Here is a 24,514-nt window from a genome sequence, read left to right as displayed (position 1 = left end):
ACCACCAACTATGAACCAACTCTACCTCACCACCAATACCCATCCCGAAAACTTCTTGCCGTTCTTTAAATCTATCAGGTAATAGTATGTTCCTGTTGGTACTTGCTTATTGTTATACATGCCATCCCAGGGAATAGAATAACCTATACTTTTAAATACAACGCCGCCGTAACGGTCAAATACCTGGGTTAATGATTGGGGGTAGCTGTTAAGCGCCGTTATGTTCCAGGTATCGTTTGTACCGTCGTTATTTGGTGTAAAAGTGTTGGGGATGGTTATTGATTTATAAACCCGTACAAAAACGTCATCTGTAGCCTCCGTGCCGCAGTCAAGTGTCGGGATCACATGCAGGGTGTAGGTTATATCTTCAGGTGGAGTGGCAACCGGATTAAGTATGGTATTATTATTTAAATAAGTGTTAGGTGTCCAGTAATAAGTTACGCTGCTGCCTTTTACGCTACCATTAAGCGTGACACCTTGGCCCTGGGCAATCTCTTTATCAGCGCCGGCATTGGCAACCGGCTTTTTAAGCACGTTTACTATTACCGTATCTGTTGATGTGCAGGCATTGCTGTTGCTAACTGTTACAACGTATGCTGTAGTATCTGTTGGGCTTGCCAGAGGGTTAGCGATGTTAGGATCGGATAGGCCTGTTGTTGGTGACCAACTGTAGCTTGTACCGCCACTGGCGTTAAGTGTGGTGTTATCTCCCTCGCAAATATTAACATCATTGCCTGCTTTGGCAACAGGCTGGGCATACACATTTACGGTAACTGTTGCGGTTACGGGGCAGCTTGCGTTTGTAACAGTTACCGCATAGTTGCCCGCTGCCGCTGTAGTAATATTAGGGATGGTTGGATTTTGCAAGGTTGAGGTAAAACCGTTTGGGCCTGTCCAGCTGTAGCTTGTTCCACTTGATGCGGTTAAGTTTAAGGTATTTCCGCTGCATAAAGGCGTATTGGCACCGGCAATAGCCGTACCTGCTGTGTTTACGGTCAGCGTAAGTAAATTAGAAACCACTCTGCAGCTTGCAGAACCAATGTTTGCCGTTTCAGCGCTTGCTATGCGGTATTGGTAAGTGCCCGCCGTGGTGGGATTAACCGTATAAGATAATGTGGTAGCGCCTGTAATATCAACCCAAACCCCGCCGGTATTTATTTGCCATTGATATGCCGGACTAGTATAACCCGAGGCAGGCAGAGCTGTTAATGTGTATGGTTGTGTTTGTCTGGCACACTCCGTAACAGAAGTTGTGGCTGAGGATGAGCTAAAGCTGGCAACCATTGATGGGCCATAAGGGCTGAAGGTAATATCGTCGAGCGCAAGGTCGTTTGCCGGGGCGCCGCCGTTGCTGTTGTTACTCATTTTTATAACAACGTTTGATACACCGGCCGGCAAGGTAAAATTAAAAGCGTATTGCACCCATTTGAAACCGCTGGTCTGCAAGGCTACATCACCGGTATTATAGCTCTGAATAACTGTACCACCAGTAGTTTCGATAGAAAAAGTAATATTTGGCGGACTTATATCCCTGCTTTTTAACAGGTTGCCTATCCATGCCGAAAACTGGTAAGTTGTGCCATTACAAAGGCCTTCAACCTCGCGCTTGTAAAAATAATCTGTTTTTGATACGCTGGCATTTACCACCATCATGTAACCACCGGTGTTGCCGGTATGGTCGGTGGTTGTCCACCAAATACCGGGGCTATTGGTTGTACTTTCAATAGTATATGAGCCATCACCTGGAAAATCAGCCGATGTGTAGGTATAACTGGTGCTGCCTGAATCGGCAGGTAATGCACCTGCATGTGTTGAGGTGCCTGCGCCAAAAGTAATATGCACTACAGGGTCGCCAAGGCTTTGTGCATTTCCGCTTTGCGGGCTGCAGGTAATAATTAATGTACTTAAAGCAATAACATAAAAAAAGCGCCTGCACATTTCTGTGCAAACGCCTAAACAACAATCTATTATGAAAACAGGGGTATTATTAATCACTGATGTTAGCTGATATATTTGATTTAGCAGATTTATTATGGTGTTTCCAACTGTAGGTTGTTTATTGCAAACTGATTGATCTCCTGGTAATTCATTATAGAAAGACCAGGTTGCATCTTCACCACAAAAGTTTCCGAAGGTTCATTACTCTTGGCATCGGCTGAGGTTAGCAGCAGGTAATCGCCCATAAAATCAATCAACGTTAAAGTTTCCGTTTGGTAATTGATGGCTACTTTATGCAGAGAGCTATCTTCTATATGCGATTCTATCAGTTCAAATGCGGCCGTATCAAACGAAAGCTTATTGCCAAGGTTATCTTTTATAACAGGTATCTTATTGTCAAGCTGCTCAATAAAATGCAGCACCGAAAAGCTTAATTTATAATGCAGCGAATTTGCCCGGCCGTCGTTAGCCTTCATCCGGCTGAAGGTTTTAAACTTTCCTTCGGCGTTGTAAGCCTGCGATTTCAGCAGAAACTCCTGGTAAGATGCGTGGATAATGGCCTTTTCAAAGCTGGTTTCTGATGATGCATCAATTACCTGTTTGTAAACCAATTTTATTTTTGCCTTGTACATGATTTAAAATTTATCGTGTTATTGGGGTGTATGCAATACGCCCTTACGCATGTGCCTTACTACATTTGCAATCGCAGCCTTATAATGCCAGCCCTATTGTGTAAGTGCCTGCATACCCGGCTGAAACACTGCCCACTAAAGTCATTATTTCATTAGCAAGGTCAGTTGCTGAATCGCCGAAAACACTATCGCTTGCATTGCGCACAGGGTTTACACCATGGGCAGCGTATAGTGTTGAAACATGTACAACATCAGATATTGTTTCTAAAAAGGTTACCTGGCTGGTTTTCTTCATTACGCTGTTAACATATACTTCTATATGAATATGTGTAGCCCTGCCGCCGTACCATCCGGGATAAATTGTGGTAAACTTGGCTGCACCATTACTGTCGCTAAGCTCATAACCGCGAAGCCAGGTTTCCCCAACATAGCTTTTACTCCCCAATAAACCAGGCTGGTTAGCATAACCGGAATAATAGCCATCCTTATTGCAGTGCCATATGTCAACCCTTGCATCGCTAACTACGTTGCAGTTATCGTTAGTGTTAACTACTAAAAAGGTTATAGAAAGTGGCACCCCCGTCTGGCCGTCGGTAACATCAACCCGGTTAAGCGGGTTTGTTGCTTCCCCGCCAACATAAGGGTATGGGCCTTCTGTTTCTGTTGGTGTTACTACACAACCACTACTGGCTGAGGTAGTGGTTGACGTGGTTGTCCCGGTGGTGGATGTTGTGCTTTTGGTAGCAGAATCTTTTTTACAGCCATCAATTATCATAGGCCCGGTGGCTGCCACCAATGCAAATGTTCTTAAAAAGTTTTTCCGCTCCATTTTACAAAAATTAAGGTGATCAATAAATCAATTAACTGATGTAAAACTATCGCGGATCAGCAGGAAGGCCGAACGGGTGTCGGTGAATGGTGTTTTTGTGCCGATAAACCAGTCTTTTTCATCTGAATTTCATCCAGTTTCGTGCAAAATCTATATAACTGTCGCTGATGGGCAGCTCGGCATCTGTAAGCTGTACCTTGCGGTTATGGATCGACTTGATTTTGCCGACCGGCACAATATAGCTGCGATGAATACGCTGAAATTTACCGGCCGGCAGCTTTTCGAGCATTTTTTTTAAAGGCATCAGCGTAAGCACCGTTTTAGCATTATTAATGTGGATCTTGATATAATCCTCCATGCTTTCAATATATTCAATATCGGCAAGATCAATCTTTACCATCCGGTATTCCGAGTATACATACAGGCTTTCATCCTGTTTTTCCTCAATGGCACTGTTCTTATATTTATAATAATCAATGGCTTTTTCAACAGCTTTGGCAAAGCGTTTAATGTCTATCGGCTTTAATAAATAATCTATAGCCTCCAGCTCAAAACCTTCAAAAGCAAAGTTTTTATACGCGGTGGTGAATATTAAAATGGGCTTTTTTTCTAACGCCCTAACCAAATCAATCCCGGTAATATCAGGCATGTTGATGTCGATAAAAAGCAGGTCGGTTGTACCTTGCTTAAGATATTCCGCACCCGATATGGCGTCCTCAAAGGTTTGCACCATTTGCAGCCCCGGGAACTCCAGCACATACTTTGCTATCAGCCGCAATGCAAGCGGCTCGTCATCAATGGCAATACATCTTAGCCTTTTCATCAGGTTTGCAGGGTAAGGTTAACGGTGTATAAATTATCCTGGTTGGTTATAGCTAATAAGTGCTTGCCCGCGTATAAATGTTCAAGCCTTTTACGGGTATTTTTCAGGCCGATGCCTGTCCGGTTGTTCATATTCGCATCATGGAAGATCCTGTTCTCACAAAAAAACGCTATCTCCTTTTCCGTTGCCGATACCCTTATTATGATGGCCGATGTTTCGTGCTTGCTAACACCGTATTTAAAAACGTTTTCAACAAAGGTCATCAATATAAGCGGGGCAATTCTTTTAGGGTCGATGTTACCTGATATGGTAATATCTATGGCCGTTTTTTCACCCACGCGTAAACGCTGTAGTTCAATATAGTCATTAATACAATCCACTTCGCTTTGTAACGATACAAAATCCTCGTTGGCATCATCGGTAACATATCGCATAATGTTTGATAGCTTCATGATGCTATCCGGCGCATTATCATCCTTTATTACAGCCAGCGTGTAAATATTATTGAGTGTATTGAACAAAAAGTGCGGGTTGATCTGTGCTTTTAAAAAGGAGAGTTCCGCGCTGGCCTTATCCGCCTCGGCCTGCGTTGCACGCTGCTCGGTAAGCTGCCATTGCTGTATGGTTTTAATAGCGGTGCTTAATGCCATTATCATAATAAAAATAAACAGGCTAATGGTATCAAAAGGCATATGCCTTGCAAATTGTTCGTTCCCAGGGCCAGGCCCAAATTGCGGTGGTTTTTCGCCATGACCGAATGGTGGCCTGTGGCCCGGGTCTTCGCCATACATCCTGTCATAAGGCGGTGGTGGCATATGTTCGCCGGGATTGTCCGTTTGCATTGGCGATGGCCCCTGCTGGCGTGTGTAGATATTGCCACGCCGCTCATTATGCCTCAATAGCTTATCATAGGGCTGCAAAAAGTACACCCCGGTATAAAGTATAATGGTAACCAGGGCATATTTAAGGTACCCCTTTTTTAAAAACAGCTTTGGAATAAAAAAGTAGCCGTTAATATAAAACAGGAAAATATAGGTAAAGCAAAATAACCAGTAATAGGGAGATTGCAGCAGCTTAAATACATTGCCGCCTTGTTGCCCTCCGTTTAAAAACAACAGAGGGAAAGCCATAAACAACAGCCAGCCGGCAATATGTACAACTATTAAATAGGTTTTAACCCGCAACATATACAAAGCAACGCATTACAAATCACAATTTACAAAATGTATCGGTGATTGGGTGGTATGTGTGGATGAAATGAGAGGAATCGCTTTTAAAAAACAAACGGGGCTTTTCCATAGCGATAGGTTTGAAACTACGAGTATTCGAAAAGATTTATACCTCTCTATTTTCATTGCTATAAAGCTAAAAAGAATTACAAGAGGCGTAGCCTCGACCTATATTGTAACAACGGATTTTAATCCGTTGGCTATAAAAAGCAGATAAAAAAGAACCATAGGTTCGGCACATATAAATCTATGCAAAATGGTAAATACTTCCTAAGACCAATATGCATCGTGCCGATGGCCCTCCGTAAGTGTGGTATTAGTTTTCAACGGGTTGAAACCCGCTGTTACAAAATGTATCGAGCCGAGGGCTCTTACTGTAAGAGACAACCAATCTTTCGAATACTCGTAGTTTAAAACCCATCGTTATAAAGGCAATTACACTGCAGAAAGATTTAAAATTCTATGATTATTCAACATCTATCATCTAAAAGCGATTTCCCTGGGATGAAACAGGAAAAATCGTCCTCCTGATTTATCAGTATACATAAGGAGGGTTTCTTTAACCTTTAAACCATTACTGATTCCCCATCTGCACATCCGCACATCAGAAATCCGCACATCAACTACCCGTGTATAGTCTCTGCCTTGCCGTAGTTTTTCACTACTTTGGCTTCGTAGGCTAAAAACTCGGTCCAGCGTTTTTCAACATCAATATCGCCTGCATATTTACGGGCCAAGCGGATGAACATGGCGTAATGGGTAGCTTCGCTGATCATCAGCTCATGATAAAATGCGGACAACCGTTCATCATTTATATTTTCAGACAGCACCTTAAACCGCTCGCAGCTGCGGGCCTCTATCATGGCTGAGAAAAGCAGACGGTCTACCAGCTGTACTACACGACCACCGCCTATAATAATGAACTTGCGCAACTCATTTACATAATTATCCTTCCGCTCCCGGCCTAAAACAAAGCCGCGTTCCAATATAATATCATGTACCCGTTTAAAATGATCCATTTCTTCCTGCACCAGCATGGTCATTTCCTGCACCAGGTCTGAAAGGTTGGGGTTTTGGACAATAAGCGTGATGGCATTACTGGCGGCCTTCTGCTCGCAAAAGGCATGGTCGGTTAAAAGCTCTTCGATATTGCTTTCAACAACATTTTTTACCCAAAGGGGATCAGTAGGTAATTGCAGCTTAAGTATGGTTTTTTCGCTCACGGGAGCAAATTTAGTTATTTGTTAATTGAGTTGGATTAGGTAGATTAAGTTAATAGTGCCTGTAATTTAATTTCAAGAGATCCCGCAATGAAAACGTGTATTTCAGACTTACGAAGTTTTAAAAACTTCGTAAGTCTTTACTATTTGTAATAATCTACTTCCCATAAAGATTCTTGCTTTCAATAAAATCTAATACAACATCGGGCACAAAGTACTGCACATTCTTTTTTTCTTTGAGCGACTGCCGGATAAATGTTGCGGATAGTTCCATCAACGGGGTCATAGTAATGGTTACAGACGGATGGGCTGCCAGATCGCTATTTTCATAGCCGGGGCGGGGATAAACATAGATCTGGTAATCGCGCAATATCAGCTTATAGTTTTTCCATTTGGGTAAAGATACAAGGTTATCAGATCCCATTATCAATGCAAATTCGTGCTGCGGGTATTTTTCCTTTAAATGAACAAGTGTATCAATAGTGTATGATGGCTGCGGCAACTTCAACTCCACATCGCTAACCTGGATATTCTTTGAGTTATCAGTAGCCAGCTTGCACATCTCCAGGCGATCGTAAGTATTGATCAGGTCGCCGTATTTTTTTAAAGGATTTTGGGGCGATACCACCAGCCAAACTTTATCGAGTACAGTATAATTCGCCATGTAATTAGCGATTATAAGGTGACCAACATGTACAGGATTAAATGAACCGAATAGCAAGCCTATTTTCATTTTAGCTCATGGTTTGGGTTTTGTTATCTAATAAAATCGACCGGTTACAACGCTAAACTTTTCAGTTTTTCAGAAAATTAACAACCAAATCCTCTGCTTCTTTACAAGCAGTCTCAAGATCGTAATTTTTCAGGATAATATCAAATTGTGGGGCGTAATTCAATTCTTTTTCTGCTTTTATAAAGCGCTCGGCCAGTTTTTCCTTGCTATCGGTGCCGCGGCCGGTTAAACGTTCTTTAAGAACCTCAAGGGAGGGTGGTTGTACAAATATGGCAAGGGCCTTATCTTCATACTTACGTTTAAGGTGTAAGCCACCTTCCACATCGATATCAAATATCACGGTTTTACCCTTTTGCCAGATCCGTTCGATCTCCGTACGCAGGGTTCCATAAAAGGTGCCGCTGTATACTTCTTCAAATTCAACAAACTGCTTTTTTGCAATCCGGTGCAAAAACTCTTCTTTGCTTATAAAGTAGTAATCTTTTTCGTGCTGTTCGTCACCGCGTGCTTTGCGTGTAGTTGCCGAAATGGAAAACTCAAGGTCAGGCACTTTTTTAAGCAGGTGATGTACTATGGTGGTTTTACCTGCCCCCGATGGCGCCGAAAATATGATGAGTTTTCCTTCTTTGGTCATTTGTCATTTGTCATTTGTCATTTGTCATTTGTGCATTATTTCACAGCCACTAAAACCAATGACTAATGACATAATGACTAATGGCTATAAAACATTTAATAACTGTTCTTTTATTTTTTCAAGCTCTTCTTTCATGCCTACCACAAGTTTTTGCATGTTGGCATCATTTGCTTTCGAGCCGAGTGTATTTACCTCGCGACCGATCTCCTGTGATATAAAGCTTAGCTTTTTACCGTTGGCATCAGCGTTTTTCAATGTTTCGATGAAATAGTCGCAATGTGTTCTCAGGCGGATCTTTTCTTCCGTAATATCCAGCTTGTCGATAAAATAGATCAACTCCTGTTCAAACCGGTTTTGGTCTATATTTTCTTTGCCGACAGCTTCGCTTAAAAACTGGTTAAGCCGCTCCCTTATCAGGGGAACACGTTTTGGTTCTTCAATTTCAACCAGTTCCAGGTTTTTAAGGATAATGCCGATCCTGTATTTTACATCCTGCTCCAGCACGTTACCTTCATCACTCCTGAATTGCTGAAATGCAGCTAGTGCCTGTTGGTAAGCCTTTTCGGCCATCTTCCACTCTTCTTCTGATGCCGTTTCCTCTTCGTATTTTACAACTTCGGGCAGGCCCAATGCAAGCTGTAATAAATTGCTGGTGGGCTCATTCAAATCAACGCTAACGGCTTTTAACTGCTCAAAATAATGCTTAAGCAGTTCCTTATCAATACCGGCAGCATTTACTTTGGTACTTGCCTTTTCAACGTTTATAGAAAGGTTTACTTTACCGCGTTCAATTTGCTTGCTGCAATCATTACGCAGCTGAAATTCTTTCTCGGCAAAAGTTTTGGGCAGGCGAAGTGACAGCTCAAGGAATTTACTGTTGAGTGATTTTATTTCAACCGTATATTTTGTTCCATCGGAGTCGACACTGGCAATTCCATAGCCTGTCATGGATTTTATCATGCGCAAAGATAGGAATTAGAGATTAGAGATCAGAGGTTAGAGGTTAGGTTTTTTTAAGGCAGTTGATTAGAGACTGGAGACTAGAGATTAGTTAAAATGTGTTGAAGTAATTAAACGTTTCTTAACTAATCTCTGGTCTCTAACCACTAATCTCTCAACCCAAATTGCTCCGCAAGCAGCCTATACGATGTCAGCCTGTCCTCAAAGCTTTCAGTAATGGTAACGGCAATTATTTCATCAACCTTATAATCTTCGGCCAGCCAGGTAAGCTTTAGCTTTATTTGAGAAGGCGTGCCGGTTATTACCCTTGCGCGGTTGTACTTGATCCGGTCCAGCTCTCCCGGTGAATATTCAACGTCCTTTATATCCTCGTAACCAACCGGACTAAGACCTCCGCCTTTTTCAAACTGGTTAAAACGGTAATCCATTAATGCCTGGTGCTGGCGGATCTTTTCTTCATCTTCCGAGCAAAAAACAAATATGGCAACGTTTGCATGTTCTTCCGCCATATCTTCAGATGGCTGAAATTTCTGCCTGTATAGGGCAACGGCTTCGGGGCCGCCAAAAGGGTTTATAAAATGAGCGAAAGATAAACCCATTCCAAAATGAGCTGCAAATAAACCGCTTTGTCCGCTTGAACTTAGCAACCACATATCAGGGGTAGTTTGTACCTGCGGAATTGCGCGAATCTTTAACTGCGGAGTACCGGGTTCGCCCCGGTCATGAAAATAATTATTGAGCTCATAAAGCTGTTCAATAAAATCCTGCTCGCGAAACTGGTTTGATGGATTTAGCATAGAGGCAGTGATCCTGTCAGTCCCCGGCGCACGGCCCATCCCCAAATCAATACGACCGGGGGCTAAAGCTTCCAGCATTCTGAAATTTTCCGCAACCTTTAAAGCACTGTGATTCGGCATCATTACCCCGCCTGATCCAATGCGGATCTCTTTTGTTTGCGATGCCAGGTAGGCCAGCAATACCTCGGGTGTTGAACCAGCCAGGCTGCCGGTATTATGATGTTCCGATACCCAAAAACGGGTATATCCCAACTGATCGGTATATTTTGCGAGCTCAATAGTTTCCTGAACGGCTTGCTCGGCAGTAACGCCCTTGCGTACCGGCGATTGATCCAATACGCTTAAGCGGATTTTGTTTATGTTCATAGTGTTATAAAACACAAAAGTACGGAAGGGATTGTAAGGTGATTGTAAATAGACGCATAGGCTATTGTCAGAAGCTCAGAAGTGGTTATTAAATAAGAAAAGCATCTCAAAAAGATGCTTTTCTTATTTTCCGGGGCTTTTATTTCATCCTTTTCCTAATGTCCTGTTGCGTTGTAACCAGAACAGATGCATAGAAAATAATGAAAAACTAAACCACTTAAATTATAGTGCCATTAGGAATTACAGCCCTCTTTTTTATTATCACAATTCCATCCTGAACAACATATGCGCCGTAATCGCCATTTTCAAGCTTTTCGCCGCAATTTATCTGTACATCATCGCCAATACTGGAGTTTTTATCAATAATGGCATTTTTAATATGGCATCTGTCGCCAATACCCATAATAGGCGCCTGGCTTTCGTGCGATTCTGCAATTTGCTCTAATGTTTGGTAGTTATCGCTCCCCATTACGTAACAGTTTTCAATAATAGATTCAAAACCAATCCGGGTACGGATGCCTATAATGGAGCGGGTTATCTGGCTGGCGTTAATTATGCAGCCATCAGAAATAATAACCTTATCAACATGTGTGCCCGACATTTTTGATGGAGGCAACATCCTTGCACGGGTATAAATAGGGTGCTTATCAAAAAGGTTAAATTGAGGAATATCATCAGTTAAGCCAATATTTGCCTCAAAAAATGACGGAATAGTACCGATATCAGTCCAGTAGCCCTCGTACTGGTAGCTTAACACTTTATGATCAGTTATGGATTGCGGGATGATCTCTTTACCAAAGTCCGTATGGTCATTACCTTCAAGCAGTTCATATAAAAGTTTCTTGTTGAAGATATAGATCCCCATCGATGCCAGGTAAAACCTTCCTTCGGCTTCCATTTGCGGACTTACCTCTGATGCCCAGCTTTCGAAATTGGTTTTAGGCTTTTCAATAAAGGCCGAAACCATGCTGTTTGCATCGGTCTTTAAGATCCCAAAACCCGGTACATCATTGGCATGTACAGGTATGGTAGCTATGGAGATATCAGCATTTGCAGCAATATGCTGCTCAATCATATGCTCAAAGTCCATCTGGTATAACTGATCTCCTGAGAGGATCAGCACATACTCAAAATCATGTACGGCCAAATGGTGAAGGCTTTGCCTAACGGCGTCGGCAGTTCCCTGGTACCAGCCCACATTTGTTGGCGTTTGCTCGGCAGCCAGGATATCAACAAAAGCTTCGCTGAAATTGCTGAAATGATAGGTGTTTTTTATATGCTTATTTAACGATGCCGAATTAAACTGCGTTAGCACATAAATGCGGTGAATGCCCGAATGCAGGCAGTTTGAAATGGGAATATCAACCAGGCGATATTTACCGGCAATTGGTACAGCCGGTTTTGAACGGGTTGTGGTTAACGGAGCCAAACGGCTACCCTGGCCACCGCCAAGAACAATGCAAATTACTTTAGAGGTCATATAGTTGGATTTAAACTTTCATAAAGGGTAATATATTCTTTGGCCGACCGATCCCACGAAAAATCTAGCGCCATCATTAATTTACGCAGGGTTTGCAGGTGTTTATCATTAGCATACAATTGCAGGGCACGGCTTATAGCAATACAAATATCTTCAACGCTGGCGTTATTATACCGGATGCCATAACCACCTTCATCGCCAAAATCAATAACGGTATCATGTAAACCTCCGGTGTTTCGTACCATTGGCAAAGTTCCGTAACGCAGGGAATACAGCTGGTTAAGACCGCATGGCTCTACCCGCGAAGGCATCAGCAAAAAATCAGATCCTGCATAAATTAAATGTGCAAGGGCTTCATCATAACCTATAAACACATTGCACTGTTCCGGGTAAAAATCACGGAGCTGGATCAGCTCTTTTTCTGTCTCTTTCTCACCTGCGCCTAAAACTAAAAAGTTAAACTGGCCCGGATGCTCGTTAAAGCTCTCCTCCATGGCAGTAGCTATCAAGTCGGCCCCCTTTTCAATTACCAGGCGACCTATAAATGCAATTAGTGGTTTTTCAGGGTCAAGGCTAAACCTGGCACATAAAGCTTCCTTATTACCCTGTTTTTTTGGTAACGATTTTATTGAAAACTTTTGAGTAATCATCGGATCTTTATTCGGATCCCAAATGGAAGTATCTATTCCGTTAATTATGCCAACGCCTTTTGCTTTCTCCAGGTAAAATAAATACTCAAGCCCGTTTGAGTTAATAGTAAGCTCTTCCAAATAGGTTGGCGAAACAGTTGTATATCGCCAGCAACATTTTACAGCGCATGCCAGTGGGTTTATAGCTCCCGCCCAATCAAGCAAGCCGGTTTTTGAAAGATCAATCTCGGGCAGGTAAGAAAGTTTATCCCAACCAAAAGCGCCATGATATTGCCCGTTATGGATAGTAAATAAGGTTGGCGTTGCCGCAAGCCGGGTATACAATTTTGAATGCTGTAGTAAAAATGGCACCAGGCCTGAGTGGTGATCATGGCAGTGGATCAGATCAGGCGTTTGTTGTGAGTAGCTGATCCAGTCTAAAAAAGCTATCTGAAAGGCTATGAATTGTTCCGTTTCATCCGGGTAGCTATAAATTTCTTCACGGTCAATCAGGCCGGGGATCTTTACTAAAAATAGTTCGAAGCCAAGCTTATCTGTTTTTTCTTTTAAGATCTCGAAGTAAAGCCGGCGCGTTCCAAGCAGCGTTGAACTTTGAAAAACGGTATCGAACTCGTTTTCCTGTACAAATTTGCGGTTATAGTATGGCATTACCACCGCCGCCTGTAAGCCTGCCTGGTTTTGATATTTAGGCAATGCCCCAACAACATCTGCCAGGCCGCCAACTTTGGCAACCGGGTAACACTCGGCACTTAGGTGAAAAACTCTCATAGGGGGAATTTATTGGCTCAATTTAAGCAAACAATTGTTTAAATATAGAACCCTAAGGCCCATAATCTGTTTAAAAAAACAATTTTTATTATTTGTTTAGCCGATACGGCTATTAATTTATAAAATAAAAAACTTAAACCTTGTTTTTTATAATAATGGCATTTTTTGAATGGTTTATAATATTGCTTTTAAGAAAATGATAATTGAATGGATAAAGAAAGAGGCCTACGGAGCCAGGAAAGCGGAAAGGATTTTTCTATAAACAGGAAGCTCCTGCCGGAGCCTCCAAAAGGAGATCTCTCAGAATATTATTTTGCAGGATAATATTGCAGAGGTAAGCACACCTGTTTCTTCATAGGTTTGCTCATATGCCCCGGAATTATTTAAGGTAAGCAGTGTTGTTGTTTTATTTTCCGGGTCTATCATAAAGTACTCTTTAACACCGGCCTTTTCATAAAGAGCCCTTTTGCGTTTGGTATCATAAGCTCGGTTAGTGGATACAACCTCAATAATTAAAGCTGGTACTCCATGTACTCCATTCTTTTGTATTATTTGTTCATCGTCTTTTAACACCACAAAAAGATCAGGCTGAACAACTGATTGCTCCTCGTCAAAATACACATCAAAAGGTGCGCTAAGCAATGTTCCGGTTTGCTTATCTTCTAAAAACTGGAAAAGCAGGGTTGTTAACTTAATTAAGACAAGCTGATGCTCCCTTGACGGTGATGGCGACATAATCAATTCGTTAAAAATAACTTCACAACGGGTACCTTCCGGTAACATACGGTAAACCTCTACCGCCGTTGAAGGGATTTCAGATATAAAATTTTTATATTTATGCTGATCGTTCATATCACTACATTAGCACCTTTCAATACAAATATAACTTATACAATTTAAAAATTATTGTACAAAAAGCAACTTAATCCAACCTAATCAACCACTCACCAAAACGATCAATGCGCCTCTAACCAGTTTACCCCAGTCCCAATCTCAACCATAATGGGCACGGTGGTTTTTATGGCGTTCTTCATGTTCTCCATGATAATTGGTTTTACAATTTCCACCTCGTGGTGCGGAACATCAAACACCAACTCATCATGCACCTGCATGGTCATGCGGGCATCAAGGTTGCGGGCTTTAAATTCGCGGTGGATGTTGATCATTGCGATCTTGATCATATCAGCTGCCGAGCCCTGGATAGGAGCGTTAATGGCATTTCGTTCAGCAAAGCCACGCACAGTTTGATTGGCGGAGTTAATATCACGCAGGTACCTGCGCCTACCCATCAGCGTGCATACATAACCGTTCTCACGGGCGAAGTTCATGGTATCGCTCATGTAATTTTTTATACCGGGGAATTGAGCAAAATAGTTTTCTATAATTTCTGCAGCTTCCTTACGGGGGATGCCCAAACTTTGTGATAAACCAAATGCCGACTGCCCGTAAATAATGCCAAAGTTTACTGCTTTGGCATTGCGGCGCTGTTCGCTGGTTACTTCTTCTAAACCGATGCCGTAAACATTGGCAGCGGTTGCCGTATGGATATCAAGGTTCTTAACAAAGGCATCCATCATGTTGGCATCCTTGCTGATCTCGGCTATAATACGCAGCTCTATCTGCGAATAATCCGCAGATACAATAGTATGCCCGCTATCCCGCGGAATAAAAGCTTTGCGTACTTCCCGACCCCGTTCCGTCTTTATAGGGATGTTCTGCAGGTTGGGGTTAGTTGAGCTTAAGCGCCCGGTAGCAGCCACCGCCTGGTTATAGGAGGTATGCACACGCCCCGTTTTAGGGTTTACCATGGTTGGCAAAGCGTCAACATAGGTTGATTTTAGCTTTTGCAGCTGACGGTAATCTAAAATATCGCGCACGATATCACTTTTTGCAGCAAGGGAAAGCAACACATCCTCACCGGTTTGGTATTGGCCGGTTTTGGTTTTTTTTGCTTTAGGGTCCAGCATCAACTTTTCAAAAAGCACTTCGCCTAGTTGTTTAGGTGATGCAATATTGAAGCGAACTCCCGCTTTTTCGTAAACTATTTTCTCCAGCTTGGCTATATCAGTTTCCAGTTCTTTGGAAAACTCTTTCAGCGTATCATGGTCAATTTTTACACCCTCGTATTCAATATCGGCCAGTACGTAGATCAACGGGTGCTCAATTTCGTGGATCAGTTTTTCGCTTTCTACTTCCTTAAGCTTTGGTTCAAATATTGTTTTTAACTGCAGGGTAATGTCGGCATCCTCTGCAGCGTATTCCTTTATTTTTTCTATCTCCACATCGCGCATGCTACCCTGGTTTTTGCCTTTAGCGCCAATAAGTTCCGTAATGGAAACGGGTTTGTAGCTTAGATAATTCTCAGACAGGATATCCATATTGTGGCGGGTATCCGGGTCGATAATATAATGCGCCATCATGGTATCAAACAGGTCGCCTTTTACTTCAACATCATACCATTTCAGCATCAGGATATCGAATTTTAAATTCTGTCCTGTTTTGCCTATTGCAGCATCTTCAAGAACAGGTTTAAATTCATTAACTACCTTCCTGATCTCTTCATCGGCAACAGGTACAGGCACATACCAAGCCTCTCCTGCTTTTATCGCAAATGATAAACCTACCAGCTCGCAAAGATTAGCATCTGTGCCGGTGGTTTCGGTATCAAAGCAAATGCTTTTTTGTTGTTTTAACAGGCTAATAAGTTCACTGCGTTTCCCGAAAGTATCAGCTAAATGATATTCGTGCGGAACGGTGTGGATGTTCTTTATTTCAGCCGGCGTTGGTGGCTCGTAAATGTCTTCTACATCAACGGTCATCGTAGTGCGGCTTTCGGCAACAGGGTTCCCAAAAAGGTCCGTTTGGATGGATACGGCTCTTGTTTCTGTAATACTGAAATCATCACCAAAAACACGTCTCCCTAAAGTACGGAATTCCAATTCGGCAAATAAAGGTTCCAGCAAGTCTTTGCTTGGCGCACACATTTCCAGTCCGGCTTCATCAAGCTCAACCGGTACATTCAGGTTTATGGTGGCCAGTCTTTTTGAAAGTAATCCCTGCTCGGCAAAAGCTTCCACATTTTCGCGCTGCTTGCCTTTTAACTCGTGACTATGGCTGATGATCTCTTCCATCGAGCCATACTGCTTAATAAGCGCTTTGGCTGTTTTCTCGCCAATGCCCGGGATTCCGGGGATGTTATCAACCGCATCGCCCCATAAGCCTAAAATATCAATAACCTGCTCAACGCGTTCAATTTCCCATTTCTCCAGCACTTCTTTTACACCCATGATCTCCATTTCATTCCCCATGCGGGCGGGTTTATAAACAAAAATGTTAGGAGATACCAACTGTGCAAAGTCCTTATCAGGGGTCATACAGTAAACCTGGTAGCCTTGAGCTTCCGCCTTTTTGGCAAGCGTACCGATGATGTCATCAGCCTCGTAACCATCGGAGGTGATCAATGGGATATTAAAGCCAAGCACAACCTTAAATATGTAGGGCAATGCCTTGGAAAGGTCTTCGGGCATGCTTTCGCGATGCGCCTTATATGCTTCAAATTCAGTATGGCGTTCTGTTGGCGCTTCGGTATCAAATACCACAGCCATATGTGTAGGTCTTTCCTTTCGCAATACCTCTAGCAGGGTGTTGGTAAAGCCCATTATGGCTGATGTATTTAACCCGCCCGATGTAAACCGCGGACTTTTGCTCAATGCAAAATGCGCCCGGTATATAAGGGCCATGCCATCCAGAAGAAATAGTTTTTTCATGATATTTACACTAATTGCACGAATTTATTCGAATTTCACGAATTCTTTTTTAAGGTTCTGATGCAAATGATTATATGCAAAAATAGAATTATTAACGGGATAGTTTAATTCTCGAAATTCTATTTAATTCGAAAAATTTACACCCACCTCAATTCGTGAAATTCGAATAAATTCGTGAAAATTAGTGCTTCATTTTATTTAAAACTGCACTCAGGCACATGATCATTTACCATGCCGGTGGCCTGCATGTGGGCGTAACAAATAGTTGTCCCAAAAAACTTGAAGCCCCGTTTTTTCATATCCTTGCTGATAGTATCGGAAATAGGGGTGCTTGCTGGTGTCAGGCCTGAATGGTTGTTGATTGGTTTACCATCGGGCATAAAGCTGTAAAGATATTTATCAAATGAGCCAAACTCCTTTTGGAGCCCGATAAACAGCTTTGCATTACTTATCGCGGCCAGTATTTTTAAACGGTTGCGGATAATCCCGGCATCCTGCATTAAACGTTCAACATCTGCATCAGTAAAGGCGGCTACCTTTTTTACATCAAAATTGGCGAATGCATTTCTATAACCTTCCCGGCGGCGCAGTATGGTTATCCAGCTTAGGCCAGCTTGTGCGGATTCTAGTATGAGGAATTCGAATAGAGTATGGTCATCATGAACTTCTTTCCCCCATTCTTCATCGTGGTACTTAATGTAAAGCTCGTCAGTCCCTGCCCAGCGGCAGCGGTGTAATTGTTTGGTCATTAAATTTTATGTTTTACGTCGTAATACAGGCTCATCTTAAATATCTTTTGGCTCCCCAATATGTTCATAACCGTTTCAACAATTGGGTAAAGTGTTTTTTTATCAGCGTTTATGATGAAAGGCACATCCCTCCCATGGTTTTCCATAGAAACAGCCCGTGTTGCTTTTATCCATTCAACCAGTTCATTATGTGTGTGGTTTACATGCATCCCTGGTTGATTGGCAAATGTTTCATCATTGTAATAACTGTCGATAAACTGCTTTAAATTATCAATGGGGACACCAATAACGCTAATTTTTTTAAATTTCTTAAGTTCTTCTGGTGTAAAGTTAATATGATGCCTGGCGCCTATTTTTGCCAATATCAATGCCCGGTCTTCTTCAGTCGGGATTTCATACATAACCCGTCCCTGCACTATTGTAATAATAACCTCGTCACCACTTGGATCATATACCGCAACTCCATTGGCCTTTGGTCTTTCAATTTGATAAGGCGTTAATATTTTAGGCTTCGAAAACAACATTAAAAATATCAATATCAGGAAACCGACATCGCACATGGCTGTCATATCAACTGATAAAGTTTTTCGCCGTAATTTTCCGTTATACATGGCTTTGGGTTAAAGCATAAATTTACAGTTTAATTGTCTCAATCTACAAACCAACACCATTCAACTCATCCCAATATTCCACGGCTCTCCTATAGTGTGGAATCACAATAGATCCCCCAACCAAATTTGCTATCATAAACACCTCGTTCATTTCATCATGTTTTACACCTGCTTCATGGCATTTACCTAAATGATATTTTATACAATCGTCACAGCGTAAAACCATTGATGCTACCAGGCCAAGCATTTCCTTGGTTTTTACATCAAGTGCGCCATCGGCATAAGTGGTGGTATCCAATGCAAAAAAACGCTTTATATTGGTATTGGACGACTCCATTATCCTGGCGTTCATTTTTGTACGATAGCTTTCAAAATCTTCTATTAGTGACATTTTAATTAGTGATTTAGCGAGTTAGTGAATTTTCGAATTCGGATGTTCGATTTCGGAATTAAAAAGTAAATGTGATTATTTAAAGTGCAAGTTACAATCAGATTAAATTCATTTTTGTAATTTTCCTCTTTCAATAATTAAATATTTACCAAATCCGAAATCGAACATCCGAATTCCGAAATAAAAAAACTTATGGAAAGCTTATCGCCTAATATTTTTGTTACCAGTATGGATGAAACCATCGCCTTTTATAAATCGATAGGGTTTCAGCTGGTAGTTACCGTTCCCGAAACCGGCCCCGATTTAATTTGGGCCATGATGATGAATGGCAATGTTACTTTTATGTTCCAAACTTTTGCCAGTTTGGGTGAAGAGCTGCCCGAGATTAGCCGGCAAAATGGCGCATCGCAGCTGCTTTATATCAAACTAAAAAAAATAAGAGAATTTTTTGAGCTGATAAAGGATAAAGTAAAAGTGTTAAAGGGCCTGGAAACTACTTTTTATGGGGCTACCGAATTCTCTATATTGGATAACAATAACTACGTGCTTACCTTTGCCGAAGATGAATAATGATTGAGTTTATCCGCGCCGACCATATAAATATTTGCGTACCTCCCGAACGGCTGGAGGAAGCGCTCAGATTTTATGCCGATGTTATCGGACTGCAGCAAATTGAACGCCCCGACCACCTGTTTTCAACCCCCGGCTACTGGTTTGATATTGGGGATATCGAGCTGCATATAGGTGTTGAACCACAGATGCCCCGCTCTGTGCGGCACATTGCTTTTGAAATAAAAAATGTTGATATCGCACTGAAACTTTTTGAAAAACATAACGTAGAACTAATGGAAGAGCCTGTAATTCCGGGCCGCAAAAGGCTTGCTTTTATTGACCCTTTTGGCAACAGGATGGAATTATTGCAAATGGTTGATTTGTAGCCTTGTAATTAAAAATAAATTGTAATTTAGTTAGTCTAAAACTCCTTAAAAAAATACAGTTATGAAATTCATGTCGCCAAAAGTTCACGGAATCATTGATATTCTTGTAGTTGTATTTCTGCTGGCATCGCCGCTGATATTTGGTTTTACAGGTACACTTGCTGTATTTACCTATGCATTGGGCGCAGCGCACCTGGCGCTTACTGTTTTAACCGATTTTAATATGGGCCTGGTAAAGATCATCCCGGTTAGCATTCACGAGCTGGTTGAGTTTATTGTTGCCGTAGCCTTAATTGTGTTGGCCTACACGCTTTTCAATAACAATGCTGATGGTAAGTTATACTATGTGATATTAGGTAACTGTTTATTATTAACCTGGCTGGTTACCGATTATAAAGGCGATAGCGTACACAGCTTAGCTAAGCTATAAGCTTTTTTATAAAGCCAGCTCAATGGATGGGTCCCAAAATACGGTTTTAAAATCCTGCACCTGGTCGTCTATAACTTTTACACCCTCGTTTTCTAATAGTGTTTCCATGAGGTTTCCGCCGAAATGAAATTTTGCGGTTAACACCCCCTGCCGGTTAACTACCCTGTGTGCCGGAACAGGCGGATGCGCCCTGCCTGCAGCCTGCATAGCATAGCCCACCATTCGGGATGATCCTTTTGTACCAAGATAAGCAGCTATTGCACCATAAGAAGTTACCCTGCCTTTAGGGATCAGCCTTGCAACTTCATAAACACTATCGTAAAAATTAGGCTCGGCCATGATTTACTAAAATTACTTTACTTTTTTATGTGCCAGTAAAAGATTGATCCCTTGTAGCAAATGTATAAAACATTTTGGTGTTGTTATTAGGCATGGAATGACTGTAACCCTAAAAAATGTACCCCTCATATCCCCAGGGGCAGAAGCTGCACAACCTTTGCTTTTCATATTTATAAAACACATTATTTTTTAAACCAATTACCAGCCTTTAAGTCCTAATGCTGGTTCAAAAAAAATAATTGTTTCAAATTTGTTACCTACTTGTTTAGTGTAGATAATACACTATATTTACCTCACCAATTTAAAAACCAATGAGTACCAGGAGATCATTTCTTAAAACTTCGGCTGTTCTTTCAGCCGGTTTATTAGTTGCCCCACAGTTATTTGCTTACGACAAAAAATACATCGGGCTACAATTGTACACGGTTAGGGATGCTATGGGGGCTGATCCGGTAGCAGCTTTGGCTAAGGTTGCGCAAATAGGCTATACCTCTGTTGAAGGAGCTACCTATACAGGCAGCGAGAAGTTTTACGGCATGGATGCCGCAAAATTCGCAAAGCTTTTAAAAGATAACGGTTTGATAATGCCGAGCAGCCATTACCGTTTAGGCGAAGATGGCAAGGAGATGAAAGGCACCATATTAAACGACTGGCAAAAAGCTGTTGATGATGCAGCTGCCGTTGGCGTAAAATATATGGTATGCGCATGGCTGTCGCCTGCCGAACGCGGAAATCTTGATCACTACAAAAAAATAGGTGCAGACCTGAACACAGCGGGCGAGATCTGCAAAAAAGCAGGCATCCAGCTTTGCTACCATAATCACGATTTTGAGTTTATACAAGAAGATGGCAAGTATCCGTACGAAACCTTGCTGGGTACTACAGACAAAAACCTGGTAAAAATGGAAATGGACCTTTATTGGGTAACCAAGGCCAAACAAGACCCTATCGCGCTGATCAATGAGCATCCGGGCCGTTTCCCGCTATGGCATGTTAAGGATATGGACAAAACAGAAAAACGCATGTTTACCGAGGTGGGTAACGGCATAATTGATTTCAAAAATATATTTAAGCATGCAAATAAAGCAGGCATGAAATATTTCTTTGTTGAACAGGATATTTGCCCTGGTAACCCTTATGACAGCATTACCCAAAGCATTACATACATAAAAAGTAACTTAGTTTAAAGACCTTAATAAATCAATCAACTCAGGCCGGGCCTTCAACTGAAGGTCTGGCTTTTTTATGGGTTGATTTTTTACGATTTAAAACAACGGGTATGATGCTGGCTCATCTTTTAGCTTACCGGTAATTAAAGCCTCAATCTCTGGCAGGATAGCTAACTGGACTTCATGCAAAGGCATTCCTGCTTTTTGCAGTTGCTTTAATTGATCATCCTTATTGCCGCCTCCGTTTAATGCCTGCAAGCCAATGGCAGCTGCATCTGTAAGTTGATTTGAGAGGTCTGTTATTGTTTGCAGGTAAGGGGAATTTGTAGCCAGCTCATCAAACTTCACCTTATTGTTTTGCCATTGCAGCAATTGCCATTTTATTTGGGCAAGGCAGGCTGTATCATGCTTTGAAAGGTAGGCGGCAACTAATTTCCTGAAATGCAGGTGTGGCTCCGAATCGCATCTTACCGCATCGGCAATGTTAACCATGGGGCTTGAAAGGGTTGGATGCACGGCAACAGGCGTAAACATACCCGCCATTAGCCGTCTATATCCTTTTATTGGCGTATAAACATCAGCAAGCGTTTTTATTGCTCCCGCGTTTGCTCCGTTAACCCATCGCGACAGCATATTAATATAATTCCTGCTCTCCAGCAAACCACGGTCATTCAGTTCAAAATTTGTTTTTGATAACCGCCTGTACATATCGTCAACATTATTTACCGTTGCTGCCGACCAGAGTCTTTCAGCAATGGCAGCCGCGCGGGGCCACACCCTGATCTCTTCATTTTCATCGTTCACCATTTCGCTCCACATGGCAGCTTCGGCACCTAATATGCCTTTATCTGCATCGGCTGGGCTTATCCCGGCAGAAACCGGGTCGTTTAAGTAATGAATATAAGCCGGAAAATAAAGATCGAGATAATAACCGCTGGAAATTATCAACTGGTTGTTGTGCCGAATTATTTTGTTTGATAAGCTATCAATAGGGGCAGGCTTCCATTTTTGTATGATCACATCTTCGGGTAACGATGGATTAAACGCTTCCTCCCAACCTATCAGCCGCTTATTATACTTTTTGCCGATGGCATACATCCTTTTAACAAAATAAGCCTGCAATTCATCCGTGCTTTTAAAGCCTTTTGCTTTCATAAACGCTGTTATGGCCGGGTCTTGCTTCCAGGCAACACCGTTATTTTCATCGGCGCCCACATGCAGGTAGGCATCCGGGAACAAACCGCTCATTTCCTTAATAAACTTGTCGAAAAACGTATAGGTGCTTTCTTTTGATGGGTCGATAGTTGGGGTTTGCACCTCGTTTATCAGCCTCATCACCTTCATTATATTCAGATTTTTTACAGTATCCAGGTTATACCGTTTGGCAGGTTTATAATCGGCAGGATAACTGGCTAAAAAAGGATATGCGGCCAGGATACCCGAGCAATGGCCGGGAAGATCAAACTCCGGTACAATTATTATCCCCCGGTTATGCGCATAATTAACCAGTTCTTTTATTTGTTGCTGTGTATAGTATAATCCGTTTGAACCTTTTTGTTGAAGCTTTGGGTAAACCATTGATTCAACCCGGAAGCCCTCATCGTCCGAAAGGTGTAGGTGAAGTACGTTCATTTTCACAATTGCCATTGCATCAATGTTCCTTTTCAAAACTTCAAGCGGGATAAAGTGCCGGGCAACATCTATCATCAATCCCCTCCATTTAAACCGGGGCGAGTCGGCTATTTCAATAACAGGGCAGTAATACCCGGTTTTACCTGGCATCACCAGCTGGTAAAGAGTTTCCAATCCGTGCATAGCGCCAAGGTCTGTCGCCGCTGATATAGTTATTTTTGCTGATGAAACGCTTAAAGTGTAGCTTTCATCAACACCAATTGCCGGTAAAATCGTTTTTTTAAAGTTGATTACAAGCTGTGCATTGGTATTGTTATCCGCTACAGTAATATATTCCTGCGGAAGATAAAGCCCGGTGCGTTTACCCACTTGCTGATAAAACCGGTTAATGCTACCTGTTAATTTTTCGCTTACAGGTCCGTTAAGGCCTACCGTAAATTTGTCAGTAAATACAAACCGGCCGCTTTGAAGCTTAACCGATTGCGGCCAGGGCATTAGGGAAATTGAATCTGTCGACTGGGCATTTGCTGATAAAATACCTGTAAAAATTAGCAACAGTGTAAATAATTTATGCATAACTTTAGGTTTAATTGATAATTAACTCAGTTGATTTAATAGCTGCATCCCCTTATGGGTGCATATGCCTATTAAATAAATATTAATGGTGTTATTAACTATTTCATCCGGCGTAAGGCCGAATTTTTTATAAGTATCATTTCGTGTTATGGATGTATATAAAACAGAAAACGCCTCCAATACAACACCAGGATGCAGGTGGGCTAAAAACAGTCCTTCGGCAATTCCGGTTTTTATTATTCCGGTTAAAGTTTCCATTACGCCTTTGGTATATTGTTTAATTACTTTATCCTGCAGCGCAGGATAATAATAATTCAGATCATGATAAAAGAGGTGATTGGTGCCAAAATCAAGCTCGATGGATTTGGAATAAATGCGGTAAAGCGAAACAACCACATTTGGCGAACCATCCAGTAATTGTTTCACCTGTTTATCAGATTCCTTATAGTGTAAATTGATACAGGCCTCCAGTAATTCTTCCTTATTATTAAAATACCTGTACATGGTTTTTGTAGAGATGCCCAGCGTTTGTACAAGTTTTTGCATGGTGATATTACGAATGCCATTAGCTAAAAACTGCTGTAAGGATGATTCAATAAGTTTTTCTTTCATTTACGATAGGAAAATATTTTACAAATATAATTTTCCCGTTGATATTGGAAAATATTTATTGTAAAATATTTTCCAATATCAACTAACAGATCCACAGGCAATAGCTGAACATAGATTAATTAGAATAAATCTCTATTCAACTAATTCATCGTATGTTACATAATGAGAAATAAATTAATTCCCGGTTTAATACCCGCTATACAGCTTTCTTTTACTATACTTAGCAACATAAAAGTACAGG

At 41.7% G+C, this 24,514-nt stretch carries 24 protein-coding genes; 4 read left to right on the top strand and 20 right to left on the bottom strand.

What is annotated here, in order from left to right; genetic code table 11:
* Positions 1-21: 21 nt before the first annotated feature.
* From BUE31_RS28495 to BUE31_RS28415, 17 genes are all read right to left on the bottom strand, one after another.
* Positions 22-1,938 (bottom strand): T9SS type B sorting domain-containing protein, encoded by a 1,917-nt coding sequence (locus BUE31_RS28495; RefSeq protein ID WP_073407277.1) that lies wholly within the window; start codon positions 1,936-1,938, stop codon positions 22-24.
* Between the two features lie 92 nt (positions 1,939-2,030).
* Positions 2,031-2,570, bottom strand: coding sequence for a hypothetical protein (locus BUE31_RS28490; protein WP_073407276.1), 540 nt, complete (start codon positions 2,568-2,570; stop codon positions 2,031-2,033).
* Between the two features lie 79 nt (positions 2,571-2,649).
* A complete protein-coding gene (locus BUE31_RS28485; protein ID WP_073407275.1) occupies positions 2,650-3,399 on the bottom strand; it encodes a dioxygenase family protein in 750 nt (249 codons plus the stop codon).
* A 118-nt stretch (positions 3,400-3,517) separates the two neighbouring features.
* Positions 3,518-4,222 carry a LytR/AlgR family response regulator transcription factor gene (locus BUE31_RS28480; RefSeq protein WP_073407274.1) on the bottom strand — a complete coding sequence of 235 codons (705 nt, stop codon included), beginning with the start codon at positions 4,220-4,222 and terminating at the stop codon, positions 3,518-3,520.
* On the bottom strand, positions 4,222-5,409 hold the full coding sequence (locus BUE31_RS28475) for a sensor histidine kinase (protein ID WP_073407273.1): 1,188 nt from the start codon (positions 5,407-5,409) through the stop codon (positions 4,222-4,224). Before BUE31_RS28475 ends, BUE31_RS28480 begins: the two co-directional genes overlap by 1 nt.
* Positions 5,410-6,074: 665 nt before the next feature.
* Positions 6,075-6,674: a MiaE family protein gene (locus tag BUE31_RS28470; RefSeq protein ID WP_200802000.1), complete on the bottom strand. Its 600-nt coding sequence runs from the start codon at positions 6,672-6,674 to the stop codon at positions 6,075-6,077.
* A gap of 154 nt (positions 6,675-6,828) precedes the next feature.
* Entirely contained in the window at positions 6,829-7,404 is a 576-nt protein-coding gene (gene nadD, locus BUE31_RS28465) for a nicotinate (nicotinamide) nucleotide adenylyltransferase (protein ID WP_073407272.1), read from the bottom strand.
* Between the two features lie 61 nt (positions 7,405-7,465).
* On the bottom strand, positions 7,466-8,038 hold the full coding sequence (gene gmk, locus BUE31_RS28460) for a guanylate kinase (protein ID WP_073407271.1): 573 nt from the start codon (positions 8,036-8,038) through the stop codon (positions 7,466-7,468).
* Between the two features lie 84 nt (positions 8,039-8,122).
* Positions 8,123-8,998 (bottom strand): YicC/YloC family endoribonuclease, encoded by an 876-nt coding sequence (locus BUE31_RS28455; RefSeq protein WP_234997928.1) that lies wholly within the window; start codon positions 8,996-8,998, stop codon positions 8,123-8,125.
* A 146-nt stretch (positions 8,999-9,144) separates the two neighbouring features.
* Entirely contained in the window at positions 9,145-10,161 is a 1,017-nt protein-coding gene (locus tag BUE31_RS28450; protein ID WP_073407269.1) for an LLM class flavin-dependent oxidoreductase, read from the bottom strand.
* 217 nt (positions 10,162-10,378) lie between these two features.
* A complete protein-coding gene (locus BUE31_RS28445) occupies positions 10,379-11,641 on the bottom strand; it encodes a glucose-1-phosphate adenylyltransferase (protein WP_073407268.1) in 1,263 nt (420 codons plus the stop codon).
* Positions 11,638-13,059 carry a glycogen synthase gene (locus tag BUE31_RS28440; RefSeq protein WP_073407267.1) on the bottom strand — a complete coding sequence of 474 codons (1,422 nt, stop codon included), beginning with the start codon at positions 13,057-13,059 and terminating at the stop codon, positions 11,638-11,640. The genes BUE31_RS28445 and BUE31_RS28440 overlap by 4 nt, the downstream gene beginning before the upstream one ends.
* 300 nt (positions 13,060-13,359) lie before the next feature.
* A complete protein-coding gene (locus BUE31_RS28435) occupies positions 13,360-13,911 on the bottom strand; it encodes a Uma2 family endonuclease (protein ID WP_073407266.1) in 552 nt (183 codons plus the stop codon).
* 104 nt (positions 13,912-14,015) lie between these two features.
* Entirely contained in the window at positions 14,016-16,826 is a 2,811-nt protein-coding gene (gene polA, locus BUE31_RS28430; RefSeq protein WP_073407265.1) for a DNA polymerase I, read from the bottom strand.
* Positions 16,827-17,020: 194 nt separating this feature from the next.
* Positions 17,021-17,575 carry a DNA-3-methyladenine glycosylase I gene (locus tag BUE31_RS28425; protein WP_073407264.1) on the bottom strand — a complete coding sequence of 185 codons (555 nt, stop codon included), beginning with the start codon at positions 17,573-17,575 and terminating at the stop codon, positions 17,021-17,023.
* Complete coding sequence (locus BUE31_RS28420; RefSeq protein ID WP_073407263.1) at positions 17,575-18,186, bottom strand: ExbD/TolR family protein; 612 nt, start codon at positions 18,184-18,186, stop codon at positions 17,575-17,577. Before BUE31_RS28420 ends, BUE31_RS28425 begins: the two co-directional genes overlap by 1 nt.
* Positions 18,187-18,229: 43 nt before the next feature.
* Positions 18,230-18,577, bottom strand: a complete 348-nt coding sequence (locus BUE31_RS28415; protein WP_073407262.1) for a carboxymuconolactone decarboxylase family protein — start codon at positions 18,575-18,577, stop codon at positions 18,230-18,232.
* Positions 18,578-18,769: 192 nt separating this feature from the next.
* Here BUE31_RS28415 and BUE31_RS28410 point away from each other — a divergent pair, with 192 nt between their 5' ends.
* The 3 genes from BUE31_RS28410 to BUE31_RS28400 all read left to right on the top strand — a co-directional run bounded on the left by BUE31_RS28410 (position 18,770) and on the right by BUE31_RS28400 (position 19,945).
* Complete coding sequence (locus tag BUE31_RS28410; RefSeq protein ID WP_073407261.1) at positions 18,770-19,147, top strand: VOC family protein; 378 nt, start codon at positions 18,770-18,772, stop codon at positions 19,145-19,147.
* Positions 19,147-19,515 (top strand): VOC family protein, encoded by a 369-nt coding sequence (locus BUE31_RS28405; protein ID WP_073407260.1) that lies wholly within the window; start codon positions 19,147-19,149, stop codon positions 19,513-19,515. The genes BUE31_RS28410 and BUE31_RS28405 overlap by 1 nt, the downstream gene beginning before the upstream one ends.
* A 61-nt stretch (positions 19,516-19,576) precedes the next feature.
* Complete coding sequence (locus BUE31_RS28400; RefSeq protein WP_073407259.1) at positions 19,577-19,945, top strand: hypothetical protein; 369 nt, start codon at positions 19,577-19,579, stop codon at positions 19,943-19,945.
* Positions 19,946-19,951: 6 nt separating this feature from the next.
* On the opposite strand, the gene BUE31_RS28395 is transcribed toward BUE31_RS28400, so the two are convergent.
* On the bottom strand, positions 19,952-20,284 hold the full coding sequence (locus BUE31_RS28395) for an MGMT family protein (RefSeq protein ID WP_073407258.1): 333 nt from the start codon (positions 20,282-20,284) through the stop codon (positions 19,952-19,954).
* 311 nt (positions 20,285-20,595) lie between these two features.
* On the opposite strand from BUE31_RS28395, the gene BUE31_RS28390 reads away from it, so the two are divergent.
* Complete coding sequence (locus BUE31_RS28390; RefSeq protein WP_073407257.1) at positions 20,596-21,471, top strand: TIM barrel protein; 876 nt, start codon at positions 20,596-20,598, stop codon at positions 21,469-21,471.
* 78 nt (positions 21,472-21,549) lie between these two features.
* Here the strand turns inward: BUE31_RS28390 and BUE31_RS28385 are convergent, their stop codons facing one another.
* Both BUE31_RS28385 and BUE31_RS28380 read right to left on the bottom strand, forming a co-directional pair.
* Positions 21,550-23,661, bottom strand: a complete 2,112-nt coding sequence (locus BUE31_RS28385; RefSeq protein WP_073407256.1) for a beta-N-acetylhexosaminidase — start codon at positions 23,659-23,661, stop codon at positions 21,550-21,552.
* Positions 23,662-23,682: 21 nt separating this feature from the next.
* Positions 23,683-24,273 carry a TetR/AcrR family transcriptional regulator gene (locus tag BUE31_RS28380; protein WP_073407255.1) on the bottom strand — a complete coding sequence of 197 codons (591 nt, stop codon included), beginning with the start codon at positions 24,271-24,273 and terminating at the stop codon, positions 23,683-23,685.
* Positions 24,274-24,514 lie beyond the last annotated feature (241 nt).

Origin of the sequence: Mucilaginibacter sp. OK098 (assembly GCF_900142915.1) — a bacterium.
Lineage (GTDB): Bacteria > Bacteroidota > Bacteroidia > Sphingobacteriales > Sphingobacteriaceae > Mucilaginibacter.
Note: the sequence above shows the minus strand (reverse complement) of the source record. Positions and strands in the feature narration are given on the sequence as shown.